Raw genomic sequence first — 20,341 nt, 5'->3', positions numbered from 1 at the left:
TGAGGGAATGAGCACGGCGATTGAGACCAATGCCAGCGAGAAAAAATCCGTAGGCGCACCGCACTCGGCGACTTTTGTCAGTTCAAGGCAACTTCCGAAATCCGCCGTAAGCGAAGTCACTGGATTGATCGGTGTCGTTTCCTTGTTCTGCGCCACTATGGGAGCAGCGTATTTCGAAGTATCTTTGCTGCAATCCATTATGATGTTGTTGGGTTTGCCTGCGGCAACGATGATTGCATCGACTATTTTGCTCGACAAAGCACACTTGCGCGCTTCCACAGGCTTGGACTATGGGCTGGCAAGACACCAGTCTGAAGTCATGGAGATTACAGTTACAAAAACTATAGGTCTAGGTGCTACCTTTCTCGTGATCGCCCTAGCTTATCAACTCATCCCAACCTATGAAGCATCGAAATATGAGTTGACCCGGGCATTGTCTCTTGTTGTTTTTCCATTGCTCTGGATCCTGTCGCCAATTTACATTGCATTTACCACTCGCCACATGGTGGATCCTCGCGACGAGCTTTGGCACTTTGGAAAGCTGGTCACGTTAAACTACTCGACTGTCGATCGACAAAAGGTCAAAGATCATTGTCGCGCATGGCTCGTCAAAGGTTTTTTCTTAGCATTTATGATCTCGATCCTGCCGACGAACATTCATTCCATGATCAACGCTGATCTGAGTAATTTTTTTTCTAAACCGCTGCCGACCGTTTTTTTCTTAATTCAATTTACGTTTTTCGTGGACGTCTGCATCGGGACGATTGGATATCTTTGCACTTTTAAAGCGCTGGACTCACACATCAGAACAGCAAACCCTTACCTTTCTTCTTGGGTTGCAGCGTTGATCTGTTACCCGCCATTCATTCTCATGACTTCAGGTGGCCCTCTTGATTACAAATCCGGCACTCAAGATTGGACATATTGGTTTGAAGGGATGCAACTGCTTTTGACACTATGGGGGTCGGCGATCGTAGTACTTGCTGTGATTTATGCTTGGGCCACGGTTGCATTCGGAATTAGATTCTCGAATCTGACACATCGCGGGTTAATTACGACCGGGCCGTTTCGCTATGCCAAGCACCCGGCGTACCTGTCAAAAAACGCAATGTGGTGGCTGATGTCTGTACCATTCCTTTCAAACCTCGGAACGGCGGCGGCTATTCAAAGCTGTATTTTGCTACTTGGAGTGAACGCAGTTTACTACGCCCGGGCCAAAACTGAAGAAAAACACCTTATGGCGGATGCAGACTATCGTGAATATTCTGAGTGGATTAAGGCAAATGGCCTGTTTTCGCGGATACATTCGGGTCGTCGCAAACCTCACACTCGCTAATGTTTCTTGGCACCCAATTGAACACTATTCTAAGCTGCTAGAAAAAGCGCTGCCTTGTGAGGACCTAGAACATCAAAATGAAGTTAACTTTGCAGAGATGCACTTGTTCAGGGTAAACTAGATCTCGATCGGTTTATTCATCGCCGCTAAACAACAAGGCACAAAAACAGCTCTTCAATTCAAGCTGAGTGACCTCAGTCAACTTGGCGCGGGCTATTATCAGATCAAGCTCGAGAATAGGCTGGTGCAGGTGTAGGCGGCACACCACTACTTCCTCTGAGAATCCAAAATCTAAAAGGCGTTCGTTTGTTCCATTATGGGAGGCTTGTGTAATCTCATTCAGTTCAAAGTGAGCGCTGCATTTAGGCGTCAGTTGACCAGCAAGACCGCCTCGACCCGGCGATTCAGGTCGCGGCCTTCCGGTGTGGCATTCGAGGTGAGCGGGGCCAGATAGCCGATCCCGCGCGCTTCGACCCGGTCTGCCGCGATCCCATGCACCTCGATCAACCGGGCACGCACGGCCTGCGCACGGCCGGTACTGACCGAGATATTGGCATCCAGCGCGCCCGTGTCATCGGTGTGACCCACAAGTGCCAGCCGGATGTTTGGGTTTTTGTTCAAGAACTCCGCAACCAATTTCAGCGACGCAAAGGGCCCCTCGCCCAACGTCATCTCTCCGGTGCGGAAATGAAGATCTTCCAATATTGCGTGGCCGTTTTGCTCCAATTCGGCCAACAGGTCGCTGGGCGACGTGACCGGCTCGTCGATCACAAGCGGCGGCGGAGCCTCTGCGCCCACCGGTGTGACGCGGATCATCTGCACATACCCGTCAGGCGGATTGCGGCTGACCAACAGGCTGACCACATTACCCCCACGAATGGCGGACAAAAAGCGATAGTCCTGAATGGCCACATACATGTCGGGTGTTGGCACGACTTCGGTGCCAAAACGAAAATCGAACCCGCCACACGTTTTGGCCTGACACTCAAGCAATATCTCGTACCCCTGCGCGGCGATCTGATCCCGCAACGGGGCCAGCAATTGCAGCGTGGTGCTAGAGCCCGATTGCAGCCGCCAGGTAAACCGTTCGACCTTTCCTTCAACCTCTCTTGCGGGCACTGCACCGTCAACGAAAGGGCCGATTGGAAGCTCATAGCTGTCCAATTCGCTGGTCCGGTCGCTGACCAGCCGCGCGCCAGAGGGCACCGTCAGGTTCTGTGCAAGACCCTGACTGGCCATCATCAGAAAAAGGGCTGCGGTTCGTATCATCGGGCCTGCGTATGGTATTCGTCGTTCGGGGCCATCGCTGTTGCGCTGGCCACCCGGTTCGACATGTTGAAAAAGCCGGTCACATTGGCAACGTCCCAAATGTCCCGGTCGCTGAACCCAACATCGCGCAGATGTTGGCGATCAGGTTCTTCGATCTCGGTACTGGCGGTCGTCATCTTGGCTGCAAAATCCAACATGGCGCGTTGACGGTCGTCCAGAGGGGCCACGCGGTAGTTCATAACCAGCATCTCGCCCAATTGGGGATTGCCCGACAATTGCCGAACAGCTGCACCATGGGCCACCAGACAGTAAAAGCACTTGTTGATCGCGGACACGACCACCGCAATCATTTCGCGTTCCAGTTTTGACAACCCGCTGTCACCCAACATCAGGTCGTTATAATTCGCCGTAAACGCGTTCAGCTTGTCGATGTCGAACGCATAAGCCTTCAGAACATTGGGCACAAAGCCCAGTTTTTCGACACAGATATCAAAGTACTTCTGCGTCTCAGGCGGCAGCGGGTCCACCATCGGCAGGTCCAGCGCGGTGGGCAGGGTTTGGTCGGTCACGGTGGTCACTCTCCTTGGACAAGCTGACGGTAATGGTATTCTCCGGTTATCTCCATCCCGAGCGCATGGTAGAGACCATTTGCCCCGTCATTGGCCTTGGTGCAGATCACACTTAGCGTTTTTGCGCCGTTCTTTTGCGCCCAGATTGCAGCCGCGCGCATAGCCCACTGACCCAGGCCCTGACGCCGGTGGGCCGGCAGGATTTCCAGCGCATGAACCATGGCGACATCGTCGTGAATGGCGACAAATCCGGTCCCCGCCGGGTGATCGGAATGACGCAGGAATATCCCCGTTTTCAGCCCATCGGCTCGGTCCATGATGGCCAGCCGTTCTGGCCCGATACCGCCCTGTGCCCAGACCTCGTTCATGATCGCCAGTGGACTCCAGATGGTAAAGGCGGTGACCCGAGGGATGGGCGTACCGGTCAGGTGGTCGACCGGGCATTGGTAGATGTTGACAGGATCAAGAATGTCATAGCCCCTATCCGCAAGCTGTTGATCCAGCCGTTCGTCGCCCGGACGCAGGCAGAATATGGGCCGCTGGCCCATCGCGCGCATCGCCCCTTCAGCGGCTCTAATATCTTCATCGGTCGCTGGTGCCAGAGCGCTGGCCGCGGAAACGCGCGAACCACCACCCAACCCCTGTCGCAGGCGAAAAGGGCCAATAATCTCGAACCGAGCCGCCGGCCATGTACCGTCGACAACGTCGGCCCAGTTCGGGCTCAAAGCTCCAGCTCTTTCGCCAACCGGGTCGTGGCCGCATCGACCTGTGACCCGTTCGTGCCACGAACCACTACGTTAGAGCCGAATACACCATTTACCTGAAACGGATAGCTGCCGATGGCGAGATCAGGATAATCCTCAGCCAAAGCCGACAGGGTCGAGGCGATATCACCTTCACCCCGGTTGACCCGCAGCGTTTGCGACAACAGGGGATCGCCGCCGGTCAGCTTAGGCAAAACACTGGCGACCATAGCCTGAAAAATTGTGGGGATTCCCGCCATGACGTGCACGTTGCCAAGGGTGAATCCCGGCGCGGTTGAGACCGGATTGTCGATTAATGTCGCGCCTTCCGGAATACGTGCCATCCGCAGGCGCGCGGCGTTCAGTTCCAACCCGGAGTTCTCGTAGTGCTGCTCCAACAGCGCTCGGGCGTCGGCGCGCACATCAATCGATGCACCAAAGGCGCGGGCAATGCAGTCGGCCGTGATATCGTCATGGGTCGGGCCTATTCCGCCGCTGGTGAACACATGATCAAAGCAGTCCGACAGGGCGCGCACGGCCTGTTCGATGGCAGTGGCGTCATCGCTGACCATACGAACCTCTTTAAGATCGATGCCCTGTTTGGTCAGTTCCTGCGCAAGGTAATGCATGTTTGCATCCCGGGTGCGCCCCGACAGGATTTCATCCCCGATCACAAGCATTGCTGCGGTTGGGTTCGGCATGACCTGTCCTTTCCTTATATGGCACAGGCCGCAAGATATCGTTCCTGCTGAACCTCGCAAGGCCCGTTTGTCATTCTCGCAACGCTTGGGCAGGCAAATCGGCAGTGACGCTTTGGAACAGGTCCATATCGTTCATCGACCGCGCTAGGATCATCGCTCCTTCTAAACGGGCGATCGTTTCACCGGCGCGCGCTTCGGGGTTTGTGGCACCGGCGGCCCTGAAGACAGTTTCCAGCCATACTAGATTGCGTTCGAAAAACTCACGCGTTCTTCTGGCAACCGGGTCCGGCAACCTTGCGATTTCAGCACCGAACATACCGCACAGGCACATCAGGTCCTGTTCAATCAATGCTTGTCGATATGCCGCCACATATTGTTCAAGAGATTCCAAAGGCGTGGCTTCGTCCAACCGCCCCAACGCCCCCAGGAACCGATCAGTGTACCGGGTAACCAGCGCCTCACCCAAAGCTTCCTTGGTGGGAAAATGGTAGTGAATGCTGGCTGATTTGATGCCGATTTCTGCTGCTATGTCGCGAAAACTGAAAGCATAATATCCGCCTTGTCGCGCCATACGTTCGGCCACATCCAAAATACGGCTGGCGGTTTCTGACAGGGGTTTTTCCGTTTTGGGCATCTGCACATCAATTTAAAATTTACCTACCCATAGATAGGGAGTTGTATTTCAAATTTCAAACTCAATATATCTACCTATCAGTAGATAGGGAATCTGATCGTGACACAGACAACAACACTTATCATAGGTGGATCCAGCGGAATGGGTCTGGCCACAGCGCGCCAAATCATAGCAAGTGGCGGGCACGTGACCCTTGTCGGGTCATCCGCTGGAAAGCTGGACGCAGCGAAAGCGGAACTTGGCGGCGCTGCGGACATATACCGCGCGAACCTGCGTGACATGGCAGACGTCGAAGGGTTGATCAAACAGATAAAATCGGACACGCGCCACATTCAGGGATTGGTAAATGCAGCCGGTACATTCGCGCCAAAACCGTTCATGGAACACACTGCCGAAGACTATGACAGCTATCTGGACCTGAACCGCGCAACTTTTTTCGTCACCCAAGCCGTGGCCGAAAATATGAAAGCCAACGGAGGCGGAAATATCGTTAACATAGGCTCTATGTGGGCAAAACAGGCAGTTCGCGCCACCCCCTCCTCGGCCTATTCGATGGCCAAGGCCGGACTTCATTCCCTGACGCAGCATCTGGCAATGGAGCTGGCGGAACACAACATCCGGGTGAACGCCGTTTCTCCAGCGGTGGTGGTGACCCCCATCTATGGTGCCTTCATCGCACCAGATCAGATAGAGGCGACCTTGACTGGTGCTTTCGACGCTTTCCACCCGATCGGCCGCGTCGGTCGGCCCGAGGATGTGGCGCATACGATCACCTATCTTCTGTCCGATGATGCGGGTTGGGTCACCGGGGCAGTCTGGGATGTGGATGGTGGCGTAATGGCGGGCCTCGTCTGACACTTCCCATACGGACGGGCGCGCGTTAAGCCGGGTGGCATGAAGTTTGCCACCCCATTGATCCCCGCCCGTCTGATCCGCCGCTACAAACGTTTTCTGGCCGATTGCCAGTTGGAGGACGGGTGTGAAGTAAGAGCCCATTGCGCCAATCCGGGGTCAATGATGGGCCTGGCGGAACCCGGCGAGAAGATCTGGCTGGAACCCAACGACGACCCGAAGAAGAAGCTAAAATACGGCTGGCGTCTGGTCGACCATGAGAATGGGCATTTTACCGGTGTTGACACCTCGGTGCCCAACAAAGCCCTGCGCGCGTCCCTTGAGACCGGCGAAATCCCCGAACTGGCGGCTTATGAAACCGTAAAGCCCGAGGTGAAGTACGGCCAGAACAGCCGCATAGACTTCCTGCTTACACAACGGGGCCTGCCCGACGCCTATGTCGAGGTCAAAAGCGTGACCCTGTCCCGTGAACCATGTCTGGCAGAATTCCCCGACAGCGTCACTGCACGCGGTACCAAACATCTAGGAGAGCTGACGGCCATGGTGACCCAAGGACATCGCGCGATCATGTTGTATCTGGTGCAGCGCACGGATTGCGATCGGTTTGGTTTGGCGGCGGATATAGACGCGGCCTATGCGGCGGCATTTGAGACGGCACAGGCGAAGGGTGTAGAGCGATTGGTGTATGGTACGCAAATTTCGCCCGACGGTGTTTGGGTGGATACCACACGGTTCGGGGACTTTAACCTGCCCGGGTAATATCACTTGCCCCCGTCAGGTCCGATTCACCCCTTGTTTCGGCATTCGAACTGGGTTGCCGAAAGGGGCATCACCATATCCCTGGCCTCAAATCTGGAACGCAGCGCCGACAGCATTTCGGCCACAACCGCATCCGGATCGACACCTCCGCGCGCTCTGATTTCGTCAATCAACGGATTTCCATACACCAGGGCTGTCGCAAATTTCTCAAGGTCGGCGATTGGTTTGTTCAACCTGATGGTTTCGTGCGTAACGGTCCCCCAACCTGCGGCCGCAAGGTCCGCGTGTACGACGTCGGGGTCGCCATAGTGGAACGGGACCTTGTAGAATCCCGGTGGGTTTTCGGGAAAGAACGTCATCGCCGCTTTGTGAGCTGTCTCGGAAAACGGGTTTTCGGACATATCGCTCCAGACGTTGAACACGTACCGGCCACCCGGCTTCAGAACACGGGCGGCTTCACGATATGACATAGTTTTGTCCGGAAAGAACATCACGCCAAACTGGCAAACGATCAGGTCAAAACTGCTGTCTTCGAATGGCAGTTCCATTGCATTCGCTTGGACAAACTCGACATTCTCACTGCCGGAGAACTTGGCTTTTGCAATCTCCAACATGGGCGGATTAAGGTCCGTAACCGTCAGCGAAACAGACGGGTTTAACGCGTCGCGCAGCTTACGGCTGACAATTCCTGTTCCTGCGGCAAGCTCCAGAACGCGACCCGTTTCAAGGCCGTCACACAGCCCGGTTAACCTGTCGGCATAGTCTACGAAAATGTTTGGTCCCAGACCCTGATCGTAATGGTGTGGAATTTCACCGATAAAATTGGCAGAATTGCTGGACATTTGGATCCTCCAAAGCGATCTCACTGGGAAAAAACAACATTCTATCTGAAATTATGATTTTGAGCGAATTTGACAAACTTTGCAGCCTTGATCCGGGGGCGTTCCGCGCCATCTAACTCCCGCAAACGCACACCCTCTGGAACTTTCTGCACAAGCAGCGTAAAAGGCAGGCTGCGCGCAACATTTGGAGCTTAGCGTCGATGAAAGAACATCGTGGCCGCCTGACCAAGGACGGCATCCGCATTTACGAACAGAGTGACTTTGCCGGCATGCATGCGGCAGGGGCTTTGGCTGCGCGGATACTCGACGATATTGCAGAACATGTCTTTCCGGGCCAGACCACTGGCGCAATTGACGGCATGATCACGCAGATGGTCGAGGATGCAGGCGCGACATCGGCAACAATTGGCTACAAGGGCTATCAGCATGCCAGCTGTATCAGCGTGAATCACGTGGTCTGCCACGGCATTCCCGGCGACAAGAAGCTGAAGGATGGCGACATTCTGAACATCGACGTTACGGTCATCGTAGACGGCTGGTTCGGCGATACTTCGCGCATGTATGTTGCGGGCAAACTGCCCCGCAAGGCTGAGCGTCTGGTCCAAGTGACACATGATGCCCTGTTCAAAGGCATCGAGGCGGTCAAGCCGGGCAACACCTTCGGTGATATCGGCCACGCCATTCAGGCGTATGTCGAGGCGCACCGGATGAGCGTTGTCCGTGATTTCTGTGGCCACGGTCTGGGCCGGGTCTTCCACGCGCCGCCAAACGTGCTGCACTATGGCCGTCCAGGCACTGGCGCAGTTCTGGAAGAGGGCATGTTCTTCACCATCGAACCGATGGTGAACCTTGGCCGTCCTGAGACGAAAACACTGGCCGATGACTGGACCGCTGTGACCCGCGACAAGTCATTGTCAGCGCAGTTCGAACACTCGGTGGGTGTGACGGCTGATGGGGTCGATATCTTTACCCTGTCACCGGGCGATAAATTCCACCCGACCTATTCGTCCTGATCTGACGCCTGTTCGCGCAGCAGTTTCAGCAGCAATGTTTCCCTGCCCCACGGCGTAATCGCGTCGTGGATGAACACAGGCGCGCGTAAAGGCTTGGGCGCGGGTCCGGTGTGGGTTTCCGCGGCCTGTGAGTGGGTCCAGAATAGAGAGGTGGCGGTGCGGTCCATCCGTCAATCCTAGCATAATTGGGCTATAGGCCCAAAAGCTTTGGCACTTGCGCCATGTCGTCAAAGACTTCGGCACCCAACGCAGCCAGCCGCGCACCGTCGTCATGGGCCGCATACCCAAGGCACCGCATATCGGCGTGCTTGGCAGCGGTCACTCCGCTTTCGCTGTCTTCGATGACGACTGGGGAATTGGCACCGAAATGCTGCGCTGCTGCAATGAACAAAGCAGGATCGGGTTTACCCACCCCCAGAACATGCGCCGAAAACATCACATCCCGGAACCTGTCCCATAATCCGTTCTGGCCTAGGGTGATCTGCATCTTTTCCGGGCGGCCATTCGAGGCAACGCAGTACGGAATACCCAATGAATCCAGCTGCTCCAATAGCTCGGGGATACCCGCGATCAGGGGCGTGCCAGTGCGCAGAACTTCGTAGGTTTTCGAATAGATCTGTTCGATCCAGTCTTCAGGTAGATCCGCGCCCAACGCCCGGGCCTTGTCGCGGACACCGGTCATCGTACCGCCAACGAAAAGCGCCATGCACTCCGCCAAAGACAGGTTCAGCCCATGTCTCGCAAAGCTGTCGATCAAAACCTGATTGGACAGAACCTCACTATCGACCAGAACACCATCGCAATCGAAAATGACCAGGTCGTGCATGTCAGACCTCTGTCCGCCACATCAGCGAAATATGCGTGTCGCCATATTTACGCGCATTGTGCAGGTCAAATCCTTCGGGCGCTTCCATGGGGGCGTTTTCTTCCCAGACGATCAAGGCATCTTTTGCGAACCACCCCCCTTGAGTGACCGTAGCAAGCGCCTTTTGCCCCAGGCTTTTGCCGTAAGGCGGGTCGAGAAAAATCAGATCACAAGGTGTGCCCGAATTGTCGCCCAATCGCGTCGCGTCGCGACGGATCAGATCGGTACGATCCTTGCTTTGGGTCAGATCAATGTTCTTACGGATCAGTCCCTGCGCCACACGCCCGTCATCAACGAAAGTCACATGCGCCGCGCCGCGCGACAGCGCCTCAAGCCCCAGTGCTCCGGTGCCGGCAAAAAGGTCCAGAACACGCAGCCCATCAAAGTCGATCTGATGGCTCAGCACATTGAATAGGCTTTCACGCACGCGGTCAGTGGTGGGACGCAGATGCGCCCCGGCATCGCCTTTGCCGACCGAGGCCAAGGCGCGGCCCCGGAAATCTCCGGCGATGATCCTCACGCTTTGAGCAGCGGTTTCAGGTCCGCGTCTGGGTCGGCCACGACGGCCGGGTCGGCCGTTTTGCCCGCGTCTATCAGGCGTTTGCCGACCATGTAAGCGCGCGGGTCGTTCATGGCATCTACCGCAATCAGCTGATCGCCTTTGTAGTACCAGAAGGACACCGTCTGCCCGTCACCCTTACGGGTCACCACGCGGTCATAGCCGGTGTTCAGACCTGCGATCTGTAGTTTGACGTCATACTGGTCCGACCAGAACCACGGTGTCGCCACATAGTCTTTGGCGGCACCCAGCATGTTCTGAGCAACGATCTCGGCCTGATCGATGGCATTCGGTACACTTTCCAGCCGGATACGGCCACCATCATGTGGGAACGACGCGCAATCGCCCGCCGCCCAGATAGCCGGATCAGAGGTGCGGCCATGGGCATCCGTTTTGATGCCGTTGTCCAATTCCAACCCGGCCATCTCGGCCAATTGGATCGAGGGTGCGATGCCCACGCCAACCACGACGAAATCAACCTCAAGCCTGGTGCCATCAGTCAGAATGGCTCCGGTGACCTTGCCGTCTTCGCCGACCAGACGATCCAGCCCGACGCCTTCACGGATGTCGGCACCGTATTCGGTATGCAGAGCACGGAAGTAATCGCTGGTTTCCGGTGCCGCGACGCGTTGCAAAATCCGTTCCGCCATCTCGACCAGAGTAACCTTGACCCCGCGCTTGGCACAGACGGCGGCCGCTTCAAGCCCGATATAGCCACCACCAACGATCAGGGCGCGGGCGCCCTCTTTCACGCGGGGCTCCATCTCGTCGATATGGGTCAGGTCGCGCACGACATGGACTCCTTCCAGTTCACCGCCAATGGCAGCAGGCAAGTAACGCGGGTCGGAACCAGTGGTCAGGGCCAGTTCGTCATATGAAATCACCTCGTCACCCGCGGTCACAGTCTTGGCCTTGGGATCGATCGCGGTCACGCGCTGGCGCAGATGCAGGGTGATGTTGCTTTCGGCGTAGAAGCTTTCGGGGCGTAGGAACAGGCGTTCAAGCTCCATCTCACCCAGCAGATAAGCCTTGGACAGTGGCGGGCGCTGATAGGGCAGATGCTGCTCGGCACCGATCAGCGTGATATCGCCTTCAAACCCGTCCTTGCGCAGCCTTGCAACAAGAGATGATCCCGCCTGCCCGGCTCCGATCACAACAATATGGCTCATGTTCGTCCTGCCCTGTCATATTCCCGTGGTTTCATTCTCTGGCTCACCTATATTGCGGCTGAGGCCGACTCTGCAAATCCAATCGACAGGAGGAACAAGATGATTTCAACCGGTGATACGCTTCCCGACGCAACGTTGACTCAAATGGGGGCAGAAGGGCCCGAAGAGGTTCGGATTTCAGACAAGACCAAAGGCCGCAAGGTTGTGATCTTTGCAGTGCCCGGCGCATTCACACCAACCTGCCATTCGGCACACGTGCCCAGCTTTATGCGAACCAAGGAACAGTTCGACGCCAAGGGCGTGGACGAGATCATCTGCGTCTCGGTCAACGACCCCTTTGTAATGAGCGCATGGGGCGAAGCCACTGGCGCGACAGGCGCAGGCCTGACCATGCTGGCCGACGCCGCATCCGAATTCACCAAGGCCATTGGCATGGATTTCGACGCCCCGCCCGTCGGCCTGCTAGCGCGCTCAAAGCGCTATGCGATGTTGGTCGAAGATGGCAAAGTCGTTGCGCTGAACCTCGAGGAAAACCCCGGTGCCTGCGAGATTTCCGCGGGCGAAGGTCTGCTTGAGGCCATCTAGGTCGCTCGGGCCCCGGTACAACCGGGGCCACGTTAACCCTATTTCACTTGATGCAACTTCCTGATGGGTCGATACTTGCCCCATTCATTCAGGGAGTTTTTTGATGAAGCTCAAAGTCATCACAGTCATTCTGGGTGCTGCAGGCGCGCTGGCAGCGTGTGGCCCGGCCCCGACACCTCAACAGCAGCAAGCACGACAGCATGAGATCGCCTGCCTCGGCGGCGCACTAGGCGGCGCACTGATCGGCGGGGCGATTGGCAATCAATTCGGTGGTGGCTCCGGCAAGGACATCTTGACTGCGGCAGGGGCCGTCGCGGGCGGTGTCTCGGGCCAGCGTTACGCGTGCTGAGGAGAGAATGATGATGAAAACAGCTATTCTAACGACAACGATCATTCTGGTGGCCAGTGCAACCTTGGCGGAAACAGTGGCTGAACTGCACGAAAAGGAGCTGAACGCCATTGATTCCAACAACGATGGCTTCCTGTCCAAGGACGAGTTTAACGCCTTTTCGGATTATGCTTTTCAGGCCATGGACGAAGACAAGAACGGAACGCTGGGTCTGGAAGAAGCCAAGCCGTTTCTGGACATAAAGCGGTTTCAAAACGTTGACCGCAACAACGACAGCTTTATTTCACGATCAGAGTATGACCAGCAGATGGGCGATGATTTCCTGGCCGCCGATCAGGACGGAAACGGCCAGTTGGATTGATCGCACGACCGGGCTGAACGATAGGAGTGTGGTATGAAAAAGTGGATAGCCCTCAGCATTCTGGGGTTTCTTGCCGCCTGTGATGCGCCGCAGGCCCCCGTGGTGACCGGACCGAACGGACAGCCCCAGATCCAAATCAGTACTTCAGGCCTGACGTGCTATGATACGCGTTGTTTGGACATCAACCCGGCCGCGCGCAGCGTTCGTTCGGTTGGGAATCGGACAACCGGTATTCCACGAGGCATCGACGTCAGCAACGGCACGGTCACACCCGCCGATTTCCGTCGTCTGGGTGAAATAGCTTCTCTGGCCGGCGGCATGGGATCCAGAGGAGACCGTTAAACGAGGCTGTCCATTTTACGCGCCAACTTGGCATCCAGCGCTGACAAACCGCCCACATCATGGGTGGACAGGACGACCTCGACCGTGCGGTACACGTTTGACCATTCGGGATGGTGATTCCATTTCTCGGCAAAGATCGCCACCTGGGTCATCCAGCCAAAAGCATGAACAAAATCTTCGAATATGAAGGTCTTGGTGATTGCGTCCCGGTCCGTGACCATGGTCCAGCCGTTGTCGAACAGCGGATCAAGAAGAGGGCCGCGAGTTTCGGTCGACAATAGTTCCGTCATTGCTGTTCCTCCGGATTCGATTTTCTGAACGGACCATAATCCGTCAAAATCTCGATCTCTTCTCCCACTGCGTGGGCCTCGGCGTCCAGATATTTCTTGATCGCATCGGCAAAGCCCGGGTCGTTGACCCAATGCAAGCTGTGCGTGCGCGTGGGCAAGTAACCGCGCGCCAACTTATGTTCACCCTGCGCGCCTGCTTCGACCCGCGCCAGACCTTCCGCAATGGCAAAGTCGATCGCCCTATAATAGCACAGTTCGAAATGCAGGCAGGCGTAATGTTCAGTGCAACCCCAATACCGTCCAAAAAGCGTTTCGCGGCCGATGAAATTTAAAGCCCCGGCGATGGGGTATCCGTCCCGTTCAGCCAGCACCAAAGCCATGTCATTCGCCATGATTTCATGAGCAATATCAAAGAATTGGCGGGTCAGATAGGGAACGCCCCATTTACGGGACCCGGTGTCCTGATAGAACTGCCAGAAGGCATCCCAGTGTTCGGGGCGCAGGTCATCGCCTGTCAGCGTGCGGATTTCGCCGCCAAAATCGACGGCTTGCGCACGTTCTTTGCGAATATTCTTGCGCTTGCGCGATGATAACGCCGCAAGAAATCCGTCGAAATCCTGGTATTCGTCATTCAGCCAGTGAAATTGCTGTGACTGGCGCAGCATAAGGCCCATCTGTTCGCCCGCCAGCGCCTCGTCTTCGGTGCAGAAAGTCGCGTGGACCGAAGACACCTGATTGTCCGCAGCCAATTGCACCGCCCCCTGAACCAGCGCAGACATGCCAACCGAGTCATAGCCGGGGCGAACCAGAAAACGGCGGCCTGTTGCGGGAGTGAACGGTACGGCGATCTGTAGCTTGGGATAATAACGACCCCCGGCACCTTCATAGGCATGCGCCCAGTTGTGGTCGAAGATGTATTCGCCCTGACTGTGGGATTTGGCATACATCGGCGCCGCCGCGATCAGCATCCCGTCCAGATAGGCCGTCAGGTATTGCGGCTGCCAGCCAGTTCCGCGCCCAACCGAGCCGCTGTGCTCAAGTGCCAGCAGAAACCGGTGGGTGGTAAACGGATCAAGCGGACGGCCGCCATCGGCAACCTCGGGGCAGGCGCAGCTGTCCCATTCCGCCGCAGATATCTGCGACAGCGAGCCCAGCACCCGAACCTCGATCTGTGCCTGATCCATTTGCCCTCCGCCTCTGATCTTTATCTGTGACGTTGCAGGGCTGGTTCAACCCGGTTGTGCAGCCAGATACCCTTCGAACGTCACATTGTCCGCAACTTCGCGGGCCTCTGCCTCTTGTTCAGGCGACCGCACAGTCCAGCACAGGATCGGTACACCGCGTGCCTTCAGTTCGGCCACGCGGGGGCGGTCAAGGTCTTCGACCTCATGGCTGATGAAACTGGCCCCGACACGGTCGAAATCTGGAATGTCGCGCAGGTGGTCACAAACACTCTGAGGTAAAAGCTCGACCTTGGGCTGGTACGATCCCGTCACGATGCCACGCGGCAGATGCGGTGCCAGCCGCGCCAGTTCAGCGACCGAGTTTGGGTTGAACGACATCAACGCCACCGGCCCATCGTATCCTGACAATGAACGCACGGCGTCTTGTTCCAGCGGGCCCACGGATGTGCCCATCGCGCCGTCCTGATCCTTGAATTCGATCAGCAGCGGGACCTTGCCCGCCACGATCTGCAGCACCTCATCCAACGTCGGGATGCCATCATCTGCGTGTAACAGAATGGTGCCTGATGCCTGAGCCGACGTGATCAGCTGGATCGGGCCGGGCTGTCCGGTCAGGCGGGTCATGTCATAGTCATGAAACACCATGGCCCGGTCGTCCGAGGTCCGTTGCAGATCAATCTCGATCCCATAACCGGCGTCCACAGCGGCGCGAATGGCCGCCCGGCTGTTTTCCGGGCGGTTGTCCTCTTTGTCGTGTAGCGCACGATGCGCCAGCGGGACTTGAAGGAATACGTCAGGCAGCGCGGGCGTCATTGAACTTCGAAGATACCTTCGATCTCAACCGCGACGCCTAAGGGCAGTGCCGCCGCACTGACGGCTGAACGCGAATGGCGACCTGCATCACCCAGCGCTTCGACCAGAAAGTCTGACGCACCGTTGATGACTTGCGGCTGCGCGGTAAAATCTGCCGTCGAGTTCACAAACCCGGTCAGCTTGATGACGCGCACCAACTTTTCGATATCGCCACCGCAGGCCGCTTTGACCTGCGCCAGAAGGTTGATCGCACATACCTTGGCCGCAGCAGCGCCTGCTTCGACTTCCATGTTGTCGCCCAGCTTGCCAGTGATCAGATCATCCGCCTTCGAGATCTGCCCCGAGACATAGACGATATTGCCCACGCGCACGAAGGGCACGTAGTTGGCTGCCGGCGCAGGCGCGTCCGGTAGGTTGACACCCAGGCTTTCCAGTTTCGCCGCGATGCTCATGAGGTCTCCTCCCAAATTTGAGTCGGGGCGAAGCTAACCGGGAAGGCAAGGATCGAAAAGTGCGAAAACGGCGATGTGACCTGCACCGGTTGTGGGCGTAACTTTTCTTATTCTGAACTGTTGAACCTGTGTCACTTTACGTTGACCTATTCGGCAGGTTAAACGCTATCTGTTTCATATTGGTAGCGAAACGCCTATGTGACTTTGGGTAGGCCGGGCACAACGGCCAAAGAGAGTATTGATTAAGTGTTTGGGCGCGGACTGTCCGAACGTTTTGGAGTGGCAAAGATCGTGTTGAGCAGAATCAACCTAAAACCCCTGATCGTTGTGTCCGTATTGGCAGTTCTCAGCGCCTGCACCACACGCCCTCCGGAGGGTGTTCAGCAGGGTGAAGCATTTGATCCGTACGAAAGCAACAACCGGGGTATCCACAAGTTCAACCTTGGCGTCGACCGGTTTCTGTTTCGTCCAGCCTCGAAAGGGTACGTAAAGATCGTGCCCGACCCGATGGTGACCAGTTTCAATCATTTTGCCGAAAACCTGACGATGCCGGGCCAAGCCGTGGATTACCTGCTGCAAGGCAACCTCAAGCAGTCGGGCAACGCATTGCTGCAGTTTGTGATCAACACGACCGTTGGTGGCCTGGGGTTGTCAGCCCCCGCCGACGAGCTGAACCTTCCGCCTGTGGATACCGATTTCGGTGAAACGCTGCACGTCTGGGGTTTCGGCGAGGGCGCTTATGTCGAGCTGCCGCTCTATGGCCCGTCAACGCAGCGGGACTCGATTGGCGTTATCGTCAACCTGTTCTCGAACCCGATCAACTTCTCTCCGGTCCGTCCGGTCGACAATATCGGTGTCTATGCCGAGATCGTGCGCCGGATGGGCGATCGGGGGCGTTTTTCGGACACGGTCGACTCGATCCTGTATGAAAGCGCCGACAGTTATGCGCAGGCGCGGACCATTTACCTACAAAATCGCCGATTTGAACTGGCGAGAGACGACGAAGAAACCTATCTGGGTCTTTACGACGACCCTTACGCAGACAACGGGACCGACCCTGTCAGAGATCCCTACCTAGACCCATACGAGGACCCCTATGAGGACCCCTATGCCGAGTAACCATATGAACCGGCGCGGTTTTGTCGCCACAGGCCTTTCCAGCCTGACACTGACCGCCCTGCCATTTTCCGCCTTCGCCCAGACTGAAGCCAGCGCCAAGGCTCTTGTCGTCAGTGTCGTGGATGACATCAACCGCATTATCGCCTCGGGCAAATCCGAAAAGGCGATGATCCGCGATTTCGAAAAGGTCTTTGTGCAATATGCCGATGTGCCGATCATGGCGCGTTATGTCCTGGGGGCAGATGCCCGTTCGGCCAGCCCGTCGCAGTTGAAGCAGTTCACCAGAGCGTTTCAGGGCTATATCTCGAACAAGTATGGCCGACGTTTCCGCGAATTCATTGGTGGGCAAGTCACCGTCCGGAAGGCCCGGAAAATCAAGGCCGGTTACGAGGTACGCACTTCGGTCAAGCTGCAGGGTTCGTCCCCGTTCGAGGTGACATTCCTGGTGTCGGACAAATCAGGCCGCGACAAGTTCTTCAACATGTTCATCGAAGGGGTGAATATGCTGCTGACCGAACGGACCGAGGTCGGCGCGATGCTGGACGCCCGCGGTGGGGACCTGAACCGTCTGATCAAGGACTTGAGCTAGAACAAGGTCAGCTGACCCGGTTCAAACGCAAAAAAACGCCGCGCGATTGAGTTCGCGCGGCGTTTTTTTCTTTTAATTCAAGCGCTCGCCGGTTTCCTTGGCGAAGTACGATACTTTGCTCATATCGAAGGCCAAGTTCAGCATCTTGCCCGCCTGCGCGCTGGTTTCGGCATGTAACCTTGCGGTCACTTGCTTGCCGCCCAGTTCTGAGACGACATAGGTGTCGGCCCCTGCAGGTTCGACCATATCGACCATGCACGCCGCTTCCTGCACGCCATCGCCCGCACGGAACCCGGCCTCGGCGATATCCTCTGGGCGCAAGCCCAGGATCACATCCTCGGGCAGTGACAGATCACGCGCATCGTTCAGAACCAGAGTTTCGCCGGCATCGCGCGAGATGACGATTTGTGCACCCGAACCGCTTTTGGTGACCTGCGCAGGGATCAGATTCATTGCCGGAGAGCCCATGAAATCGGCGACAAACAGATTGGCCGGGTTGTTATAAATCTCGGCTGGGCTGCCGATCTGCTGCACGATACCGCCCTTCAAGACCACGATCTTGGTGGCCAGCGTCATCGCCTCAATCTGATCGTGGGTCACGTAGACGATGGAAGCATCCAAAGTCTGGTGCAACTTCTTGATCTCGGTCCGCATCTCGACCCGAAGCTTGGCATCGAGGTTCGACAGCGGTTCATCAAACAGGAACAGCTTGGGATCGCGCACCAGCGCCCGGCCCATCGCCACACGCTGACGCTGACCACCGGATAGCTGGCTGGGACGACGGTTCAGCAGTGGCTCGATTTGCAAAAGCGAGGCCACATCGTTCAGCTTGGCCTCCTGCGTTGCCTGATCGACCCCGCGCACCTTCATGCCGAAGGTGATGTTCTTGGCCACGCTCATCGTCGGATACAAAGCGTAGGATTGGAACACCATCGCGATGTCGCGGTCCTTGGGACTGACATGGGTCATGTCTTTCCCACCAATCGCCAGTGTCCCGTCGGTGATTTCCTCTAACCCCGCAATACAGTTCAGCAGGGTGGATTTACCGCAGCCCGAGGGGCCGACCAGCACCAGGAAATCGCCCGGTTCGATCGAGATGTTGATGTCCTTCAGAATTTCGGTTGCGCCGTAATTCTTGTAGAGTTTGTTGATATCAAGGATGGGAGCCATGGGTTATCCCTTCACAGAGCCAGCGGTCAGGCCGCGGATGAAATACTTACCGGCAACGACATAGACGAGCAGCGTCGGCAGCCCCGCGATGATCGCGGCGGCCATGTCGACGTTGTACTCTTTGACGCCGGTGGTGGAGTTTACGATGTTGTTGAGCGCCACAGTCACGGGCTGTGTGCCCGCCTGGCTGAACGACACGCCGAACAGGAAGTCATTCCAGATCTGCGTGAACTGCCAGATCACGGTCACCACAATGATGGGCAGCGACAACGGCAGGAAGATGGACCAGAAAATCCGCAGAAAGCCTGCCCCATCGACCCGGGCGGCTTTGGTCAGCTCGGACGGAATGGTGACGTAGTAGTTGCGGAAGAACAGCGTGGTGAAGCCCAGCCCGTAGATCACGTGGACAAAGATCAGGCCCGGAATGGTTCCGGCAATCCCCATCATGCCCAACAGACGCGCCATCGGAAGCAGCACGACCTGAAACGGAATAAAGCAGCCAAACAGCATCAGCGAGAAGATGATATTCGCGCCTTTGAACCGCCACTGGGCCACAACATAGCCGTTCAGCGCACCTATCAAGGTCGACAAAAACACTGCAGGCACCGCAATCAGAACCGAGTTCCAGAAGTAAGGCCGCAGACCTTCACACTGGATACCGGTACAAGCCCCGGACCATGCGGTTTTCCAGGCGTCGAAGCTGACTTCGCGCGGCAGTGAGATCAGAGACCCGGTGCGGATTTCCTCAAGGCTTTTCAACGATGTGGTTAACATCACGAACAGCGGCATCAGGTAATACAGCGCGAACAGGCCCAGCAAGACATAAAGCAGCCAACGAAGGGCAATCTTGCCGGTGGCGCTCTGCGAGCGGGTTTGGGTTTGGGGCATCGACAGATCAGTCATTTTTCGCCCTCAGCTCTGAATAAAGATATGGAACCACGATGGCAAAGACGACCAGCATCATGATCATTGCAGACGAGGCCGCCTGACCAATATCGCCGCGCGAAAACGCCATGGCATACATGTATGTGGCTGGCAGATCAGTCGCGTATCCCGGACCACCACCTGTCAGCGCGATGACAAGGTCAAAGCTTTTGATCGCAAGGTGGGCCAGCACGATGAAGGCCGACAGGAAGATCGGCGCCATCGACGGTATGATGATCGCCGTATAGATGCGCCATGTGGGGATACCATCGACCTGCGCGGCCTTGATGATCTCTCCATCCACCGAACGAAGCCCGGCTAGAAACAGCGCCATCACAAAGCCCGAGCTCTGCCAGATCGCGGCAATCACAATCGTGTAGATGGCGTAATCGGGGTTCACAAGCCAATCGAATTCGAAATTCGGAAAGCCCCAGCCCTGCACCATGGATTCAATGCCTAACCCTGGGTTCAGGATCCACTTCCACGCGGTGCCGGTCACGATCATCGACAGTGCCATCGGGTACAGATAGACGGTGCGAATGACCCCTTCGACGCGGATCTTCTGATCCAACAGGATGGCCAGCAACAGGCCCAGCACCATCGCGATCACGATGAACAGCGCGCCAAAGATATACAGGTTGTTGATTGCCGTATCCCAGCGGGGGGAATCGAACAGGCGTTCATACTGAATGAAGCCATGGATCTCGTATTTCGGCAGTAGTTTTGATCGGGTCAGCGACACCCATGCGGTCCATCCGATAAATCCGTAGACAAAAATCAATACGGCGATGAACGACGGTGCCAGCACCACCTTGGGCAGGTGGTTTTCCAGCCATTCGGACATTTTTTCCT

27 protein-coding genes are annotated in these 20,341 nt (G+C 56.6%); 10 read left to right on the top strand and 17 right to left on the bottom strand.

What is annotated here, in order from left to right; translation table 11 throughout:
- Positions 1 to 7: 7 nt before the first annotated feature.
- Positions 8 to 1,336 carry an isoprenylcysteine carboxylmethyltransferase family protein gene (locus DHN12_RS09935; protein WP_159090008.1) on the top strand — a complete coding sequence of 443 codons (1,329 nt, stop codon included), beginning with the start codon at positions 8 to 10 and terminating at the stop codon, positions 1,334 to 1,336.
- 369 nt (positions 1,337 to 1,705) lie between these two features.
- On the opposite strand, the gene DHN12_RS09930 is transcribed toward DHN12_RS09935, so the two are convergent.
- The 5 genes from DHN12_RS09930 to DHN12_RS09910 form a co-directional block, all read right to left on the bottom strand.
- Entirely contained in the window at positions 1,706 to 2,605 is a 900-nt protein-coding gene (locus tag DHN12_RS09930; RefSeq protein WP_108860052.1) for an OmpA family protein, read from the bottom strand.
- On the bottom strand, positions 2,602 to 3,174 hold the full coding sequence (locus DHN12_RS09925) for a peroxidase-related enzyme (protein WP_108860178.1): 573 nt from the start codon (positions 3,172 to 3,174) through the stop codon (positions 2,602 to 2,604). The genes DHN12_RS09930 and DHN12_RS09925 overlap by 4 nt, the downstream gene beginning before the upstream one ends.
- A gap of 5 nt (positions 3,175 to 3,179) precedes the next feature.
- Entirely contained in the window at positions 3,180 to 3,899 is a 720-nt protein-coding gene (locus tag DHN12_RS09920; protein ID WP_108860051.1) for a GNAT family N-acetyltransferase, read from the bottom strand.
- The gene (locus DHN12_RS09915; RefSeq protein ID WP_108860050.1) at positions 3,896 to 4,618 is read right to left on the bottom strand and encodes a molybdopterin-binding protein; all 723 of its coding nucleotides are present in this window, start codon (positions 4,616 to 4,618) and stop codon (positions 3,896 to 3,898) included. Before DHN12_RS09915 ends, DHN12_RS09920 begins: the two co-directional genes overlap by 4 nt.
- 70 nt (positions 4,619 to 4,688) lie before the next feature.
- Positions 4,689 to 5,252 (bottom strand): TetR/AcrR family transcriptional regulator, encoded by a 564-nt coding sequence (locus DHN12_RS09910; protein WP_108860049.1) that lies wholly within the window; start codon positions 5,250 to 5,252, stop codon positions 4,689 to 4,691.
- 99 nt (positions 5,253 to 5,351) lie between these two features.
- Here DHN12_RS09910 and DHN12_RS09905 point away from each other — a divergent pair, with 99 nt between their 5' ends.
- Together DHN12_RS09905 and sfsA are read left to right on the top strand one after the other, a co-directional pair.
- Positions 5,352 to 6,107 (top strand): SDR family NAD(P)-dependent oxidoreductase, encoded by a 756-nt coding sequence (locus tag DHN12_RS09905; RefSeq protein WP_108860048.1) that lies wholly within the window; start codon positions 5,352 to 5,354, stop codon positions 6,105 to 6,107.
- Between the two features lie 39 nt (positions 6,108 to 6,146).
- A complete protein-coding gene (sfsA, locus tag DHN12_RS09900) occupies positions 6,147 to 6,863 on the top strand; it encodes a DNA/RNA nuclease SfsA (RefSeq protein ID WP_108860047.1) in 717 nt (238 codons plus the stop codon).
- 26 nt (positions 6,864 to 6,889) lie between these two features.
- Here sfsA and DHN12_RS09895 read toward each other — a convergent pair whose 3' ends face one another.
- Positions 6,890 to 7,705, bottom strand: coding sequence for a class I SAM-dependent methyltransferase (locus DHN12_RS09895; protein WP_108860046.1), 816 nt, complete (start codon positions 7,703 to 7,705; stop codon positions 6,890 to 6,892).
- Between the two features lie 200 nt (positions 7,706 to 7,905).
- On the opposite strand from DHN12_RS09895, the gene map reads away from it, so the two are divergent.
- Positions 7,906 to 8,718 carry a type I methionyl aminopeptidase gene (gene map / locus DHN12_RS09890; protein ID WP_108860045.1) on the top strand — a complete coding sequence of 271 codons (813 nt, stop codon included), beginning with the start codon at positions 7,906 to 7,908 and terminating at the stop codon, positions 8,716 to 8,718.
- Here the strand turns inward: map and DHN12_RS09885 are convergent.
- Genes DHN12_RS09885 through DHN12_RS09870 form a run of 4 tightly spaced genes read right to left on the bottom strand, consistent with a single transcriptional unit; the run spans position 8,706 to position 11,311 of the window.
- Positions 8,706 to 8,885, bottom strand: coding sequence for a hypothetical protein (locus tag DHN12_RS09885; protein ID WP_108860044.1), 180 nt, complete (start codon positions 8,883 to 8,885; stop codon positions 8,706 to 8,708). The two genes, map and DHN12_RS09885, sit on opposite strands and share 13 nt — an antisense overlap.
- A 23-nt stretch (positions 8,886 to 8,908) precedes the next feature.
- Positions 8,909 to 9,544, bottom strand: a complete 636-nt coding sequence (locus tag DHN12_RS09880) for an HAD family phosphatase (protein ID WP_108860043.1) — start codon at positions 9,542 to 9,544, stop codon at positions 8,909 to 8,911.
- 1 nt (position 9,545) lies between these two features.
- Positions 9,546 to 10,103: a 16S rRNA (guanine(966)-N(2))-methyltransferase RsmD gene (gene rsmD, locus DHN12_RS09875; protein WP_108860042.1), complete on the bottom strand. Its 558-nt coding sequence runs from the start codon at positions 10,101 to 10,103 to the stop codon at positions 9,546 to 9,548.
- Entirely contained in the window at positions 10,100 to 11,311 is a 1,212-nt protein-coding gene (locus tag DHN12_RS09870; RefSeq protein ID WP_108860041.1) for an NAD(P)/FAD-dependent oxidoreductase, read from the bottom strand. The genes rsmD and DHN12_RS09870 overlap by 4 nt, the downstream gene beginning before the upstream one ends.
- 99 nt (positions 11,312 to 11,410) lie before the next feature.
- Between DHN12_RS09870 and DHN12_RS09865 the strand changes: the two genes are divergently transcribed.
- From DHN12_RS09865 to DHN12_RS09850, 4 genes are all read left to right on the top strand, one after another.
- A complete protein-coding gene (locus DHN12_RS09865) occupies positions 11,411 to 11,896 on the top strand; it encodes a peroxiredoxin (protein WP_058279067.1) in 486 nt (161 codons plus the stop codon).
- Between the two features lie 103 nt (positions 11,897 to 11,999).
- Positions 12,000 to 12,245, top strand: a complete 246-nt coding sequence (locus DHN12_RS09860; protein ID WP_108860040.1) for a glycine zipper 2TM domain-containing protein — start codon at positions 12,000 to 12,002, stop codon at positions 12,243 to 12,245.
- A 10-nt stretch (positions 12,246 to 12,255) separates the two neighbouring features.
- Positions 12,256 to 12,606 (top strand): hypothetical protein, encoded by a 351-nt coding sequence (locus tag DHN12_RS09855; RefSeq protein WP_234416610.1) that lies wholly within the window; start codon positions 12,256 to 12,258, stop codon positions 12,604 to 12,606.
- Positions 12,607 to 12,639: 33 nt separating this feature from the next.
- A complete protein-coding gene (locus DHN12_RS09850; protein ID WP_108860039.1) occupies positions 12,640 to 12,948 on the top strand; it encodes a hypothetical protein in 309 nt (102 codons plus the stop codon).
- Here DHN12_RS09850 and DHN12_RS09845 read toward each other — a convergent pair.
- The 4 genes from DHN12_RS09845 to DHN12_RS09830 are packed head-to-tail and all read right to left on the bottom strand — an operon-like array spanning position 12,945 to position 15,687.
- Positions 12,945 to 13,238: a 4a-hydroxytetrahydrobiopterin dehydratase gene (locus tag DHN12_RS09845; RefSeq protein WP_058275007.1), complete on the bottom strand. Its 294-nt coding sequence runs from the start codon at positions 13,236 to 13,238 to the stop codon at positions 12,945 to 12,947. The two genes, DHN12_RS09850 and DHN12_RS09845, sit on opposite strands and share 4 nt — an antisense overlap.
- Positions 13,235 to 14,422 (bottom strand): GNAT family N-acetyltransferase, encoded by a 1,188-nt coding sequence (locus DHN12_RS09840; RefSeq protein WP_108860038.1) that lies wholly within the window; start codon positions 14,420 to 14,422, stop codon positions 13,235 to 13,237. Before DHN12_RS09840 ends, DHN12_RS09845 begins: the two co-directional genes overlap by 4 nt.
- Before the next feature lie 45 nt (positions 14,423 to 14,467).
- Complete coding sequence (locus DHN12_RS09835; RefSeq protein ID WP_108860037.1) at positions 14,468 to 15,235, bottom strand: glycerophosphodiester phosphodiesterase family protein; 768 nt, start codon at positions 15,233 to 15,235, stop codon at positions 14,468 to 14,470.
- The gene (locus DHN12_RS09830; RefSeq protein WP_058275010.1) at positions 15,232 to 15,687 is read right to left on the bottom strand and encodes a RidA family protein; all 456 of its coding nucleotides are present in this window, start codon (positions 15,685 to 15,687) and stop codon (positions 15,232 to 15,234) included. Before DHN12_RS09830 ends, DHN12_RS09835 begins: the two co-directional genes overlap by 4 nt.
- Positions 15,688 to 15,978: 291 nt before the next feature.
- Here DHN12_RS09830 and DHN12_RS09825 point away from each other — a divergent pair, with 291 nt between their 5' ends.
- Both DHN12_RS09825 and DHN12_RS09820 read left to right on the top strand, forming a co-directional pair.
- Complete coding sequence (locus DHN12_RS09825; protein ID WP_108860176.1) at positions 15,979 to 16,806, top strand: VacJ family lipoprotein; 828 nt, start codon at positions 15,979 to 15,981, stop codon at positions 16,804 to 16,806.
- Positions 16,796 to 17,395 (top strand): phospholipid-binding protein MlaC, encoded by a 600-nt coding sequence (locus tag DHN12_RS09820; protein WP_108860036.1) that lies wholly within the window; start codon positions 16,796 to 16,798, stop codon positions 17,393 to 17,395. The genes DHN12_RS09825 and DHN12_RS09820 overlap by 11 nt, the downstream gene beginning before the upstream one ends.
- A gap of 72 nt (positions 17,396 to 17,467) precedes the next feature.
- Here DHN12_RS09820 and DHN12_RS09815 read toward each other — a convergent pair whose 3' ends face one another.
- The 3 genes from DHN12_RS09815 to DHN12_RS09805 are packed head-to-tail and all read right to left on the bottom strand — an operon-like array spanning position 17,468 to position 20,333.
- Positions 17,468 to 18,565, bottom strand: a complete 1,098-nt coding sequence (locus DHN12_RS09815; protein ID WP_108860035.1) for an ABC transporter ATP-binding protein — start codon at positions 18,563 to 18,565, stop codon at positions 17,468 to 17,470.
- Positions 18,566 to 18,568: 3 nt separating this feature from the next.
- Positions 18,569 to 19,468: a carbohydrate ABC transporter permease gene (locus DHN12_RS09810; protein WP_108860034.1), complete on the bottom strand. Its 900-nt coding sequence runs from the start codon at positions 19,466 to 19,468 to the stop codon at positions 18,569 to 18,571.
- The gene (locus tag DHN12_RS09805; protein WP_108860033.1) at positions 19,461 to 20,333 is read right to left on the bottom strand and encodes a carbohydrate ABC transporter permease; all 873 of its coding nucleotides are present in this window, start codon (positions 20,331 to 20,333) and stop codon (positions 19,461 to 19,463) included. The genes DHN12_RS09810 and DHN12_RS09805 overlap by 8 nt, the downstream gene beginning before the upstream one ends.
- Positions 20,334 to 20,341: the final 8 nt, after the last annotated feature.

Source organism: Ruegeria sp. Alg231-54 (assembly GCF_900143525.1).
Lineage (GTDB): Bacteria > Pseudomonadota > Alphaproteobacteria > Rhodobacterales > Rhodobacteraceae > Ruegeria.
This window is presented reverse-complemented; position numbering and strand designations above follow the sequence as displayed.

What these genes read in the sequence shown, in the direction of transcription:
- DHN12_RS09840 (WP_108860038.1), bottom strand. Translation starts at nt 14,422, where the DNA reads ATGGATCAGGCACAGATCGAGGTTCGGGTGCTGGGCTCGCTGTCGCAG.
- DHN12_RS09815 (WP_108860035.1), bottom strand. Translation starts at nt 18,565, where the DNA reads ATGGCTCCCATCCTTGATATCAACAAACTCTACAAGAATTACGGCGCA.
- DHN12_RS09860 (WP_108860040.1), top strand. Translation starts at nt 12,000, where the DNA reads ATGAAGCTCAAAGTCATCACAGTCATTCTGGGTGCTGCAGGCGCGCTG.
- DHN12_RS09895 (WP_108860046.1), bottom strand. Translation starts at nt 7,705, where the DNA reads ATGTCCAGCAATTCTGCCAATTTTATCGGTGAAATTCCACACCATTAC.
- DHN12_RS09805 (WP_108860033.1), bottom strand. Translation starts at nt 20,333, where the DNA reads ATGTCCGAATGGCTGGAAAACCACCTGCCCAAGGTGGTGCTGGCACCG.
- map (WP_108860045.1), top strand. Translation starts at nt 7,906, where the DNA reads ATGAAAGAACATCGTGGCCGCCTGACCAAGGACGGCATCCGCATTTAC.
- DHN12_RS09855 (WP_234416610.1), top strand. Translation starts at nt 12,256, where the DNA reads ATGATGAAAACAGCTATTCTAACGACAACGATCATTCTGGTGGCCAGT.
- sfsA (WP_108860047.1), top strand. Translation starts at nt 6,147, where the DNA reads ATGAAGTTTGCCACCCCATTGATCCCCGCCCGTCTGATCCGCCGCTAC.
- DHN12_RS09845 (WP_058275007.1), bottom strand. Translation starts at nt 13,238, where the DNA reads ATGACGGAACTATTGTCGACCGAAACTCGCGGCCCTCTTCTTGATCCG.
- DHN12_RS09870 (WP_108860041.1), bottom strand. Translation starts at nt 11,311, where the DNA reads ATGAGCCATATTGTTGTGATCGGAGCCGGGCAGGCGGGATCATCTCTT.
- DHN12_RS09915 (WP_108860050.1), bottom strand. Translation starts at nt 4,618, where the DNA reads ATGCCGAACCCAACCGCAGCAATGCTTGTGATCGGGGATGAAATCCTG.
- DHN12_RS09865 (WP_058279067.1), top strand. Translation starts at nt 11,411, where the DNA reads ATGATTTCAACCGGTGATACGCTTCCCGACGCAACGTTGACTCAAATG.
- DHN12_RS09880 (WP_108860043.1), bottom strand. Translation starts at nt 9,544, where the DNA reads ATGCACGACCTGGTCATTTTCGATTGCGATGGTGTTCTGGTCGATAGT.
- DHN12_RS09930 (WP_108860052.1), bottom strand. Translation starts at nt 2,605, where the DNA reads ATGATACGAACCGCAGCCCTTTTTCTGATGATGGCCAGTCAGGGTCTT.
- DHN12_RS09885 (WP_108860044.1), bottom strand. Translation starts at nt 8,885, where the DNA reads ATGGACCGCACCGCCACCTCTCTATTCTGGACCCACTCACAGGCCGCG.
- DHN12_RS09835 (WP_108860037.1), bottom strand. Translation starts at nt 15,235, where the DNA reads ATGACGCCCGCGCTGCCTGACGTATTCCTTCAAGTCCCGCTGGCGCAT.
- DHN12_RS09810 (WP_108860034.1), bottom strand. Translation starts at nt 19,468, where the DNA reads ATGACTGATCTGTCGATGCCCCAAACCCAAACCCGCTCGCAGAGCGCC.
- DHN12_RS09820 (WP_108860036.1), top strand. Translation starts at nt 16,796, where the DNA reads ATGCCGAGTAACCATATGAACCGGCGCGGTTTTGTCGCCACAGGCCTT.
- DHN12_RS09935 (WP_159090008.1), top strand. Translation starts at nt 8, where the DNA reads ATGAGCACGGCGATTGAGACCAATGCCAGCGAGAAAAAATCCGTAGGC.
- DHN12_RS09830 (WP_058275010.1), bottom strand. Translation starts at nt 15,687, where the DNA reads ATGAGCATCGCGGCGAAACTGGAAAGCCTGGGTGTCAACCTACCGGAC.
- DHN12_RS09850 (WP_108860039.1), top strand. Translation starts at nt 12,640, where the DNA reads ATGAAAAAGTGGATAGCCCTCAGCATTCTGGGGTTTCTTGCCGCCTGT.
- DHN12_RS09910 (WP_108860049.1), bottom strand. Translation starts at nt 5,252, where the DNA reads ATGCCCAAAACGGAAAAACCCCTGTCAGAAACCGCCAGCCGTATTTTG.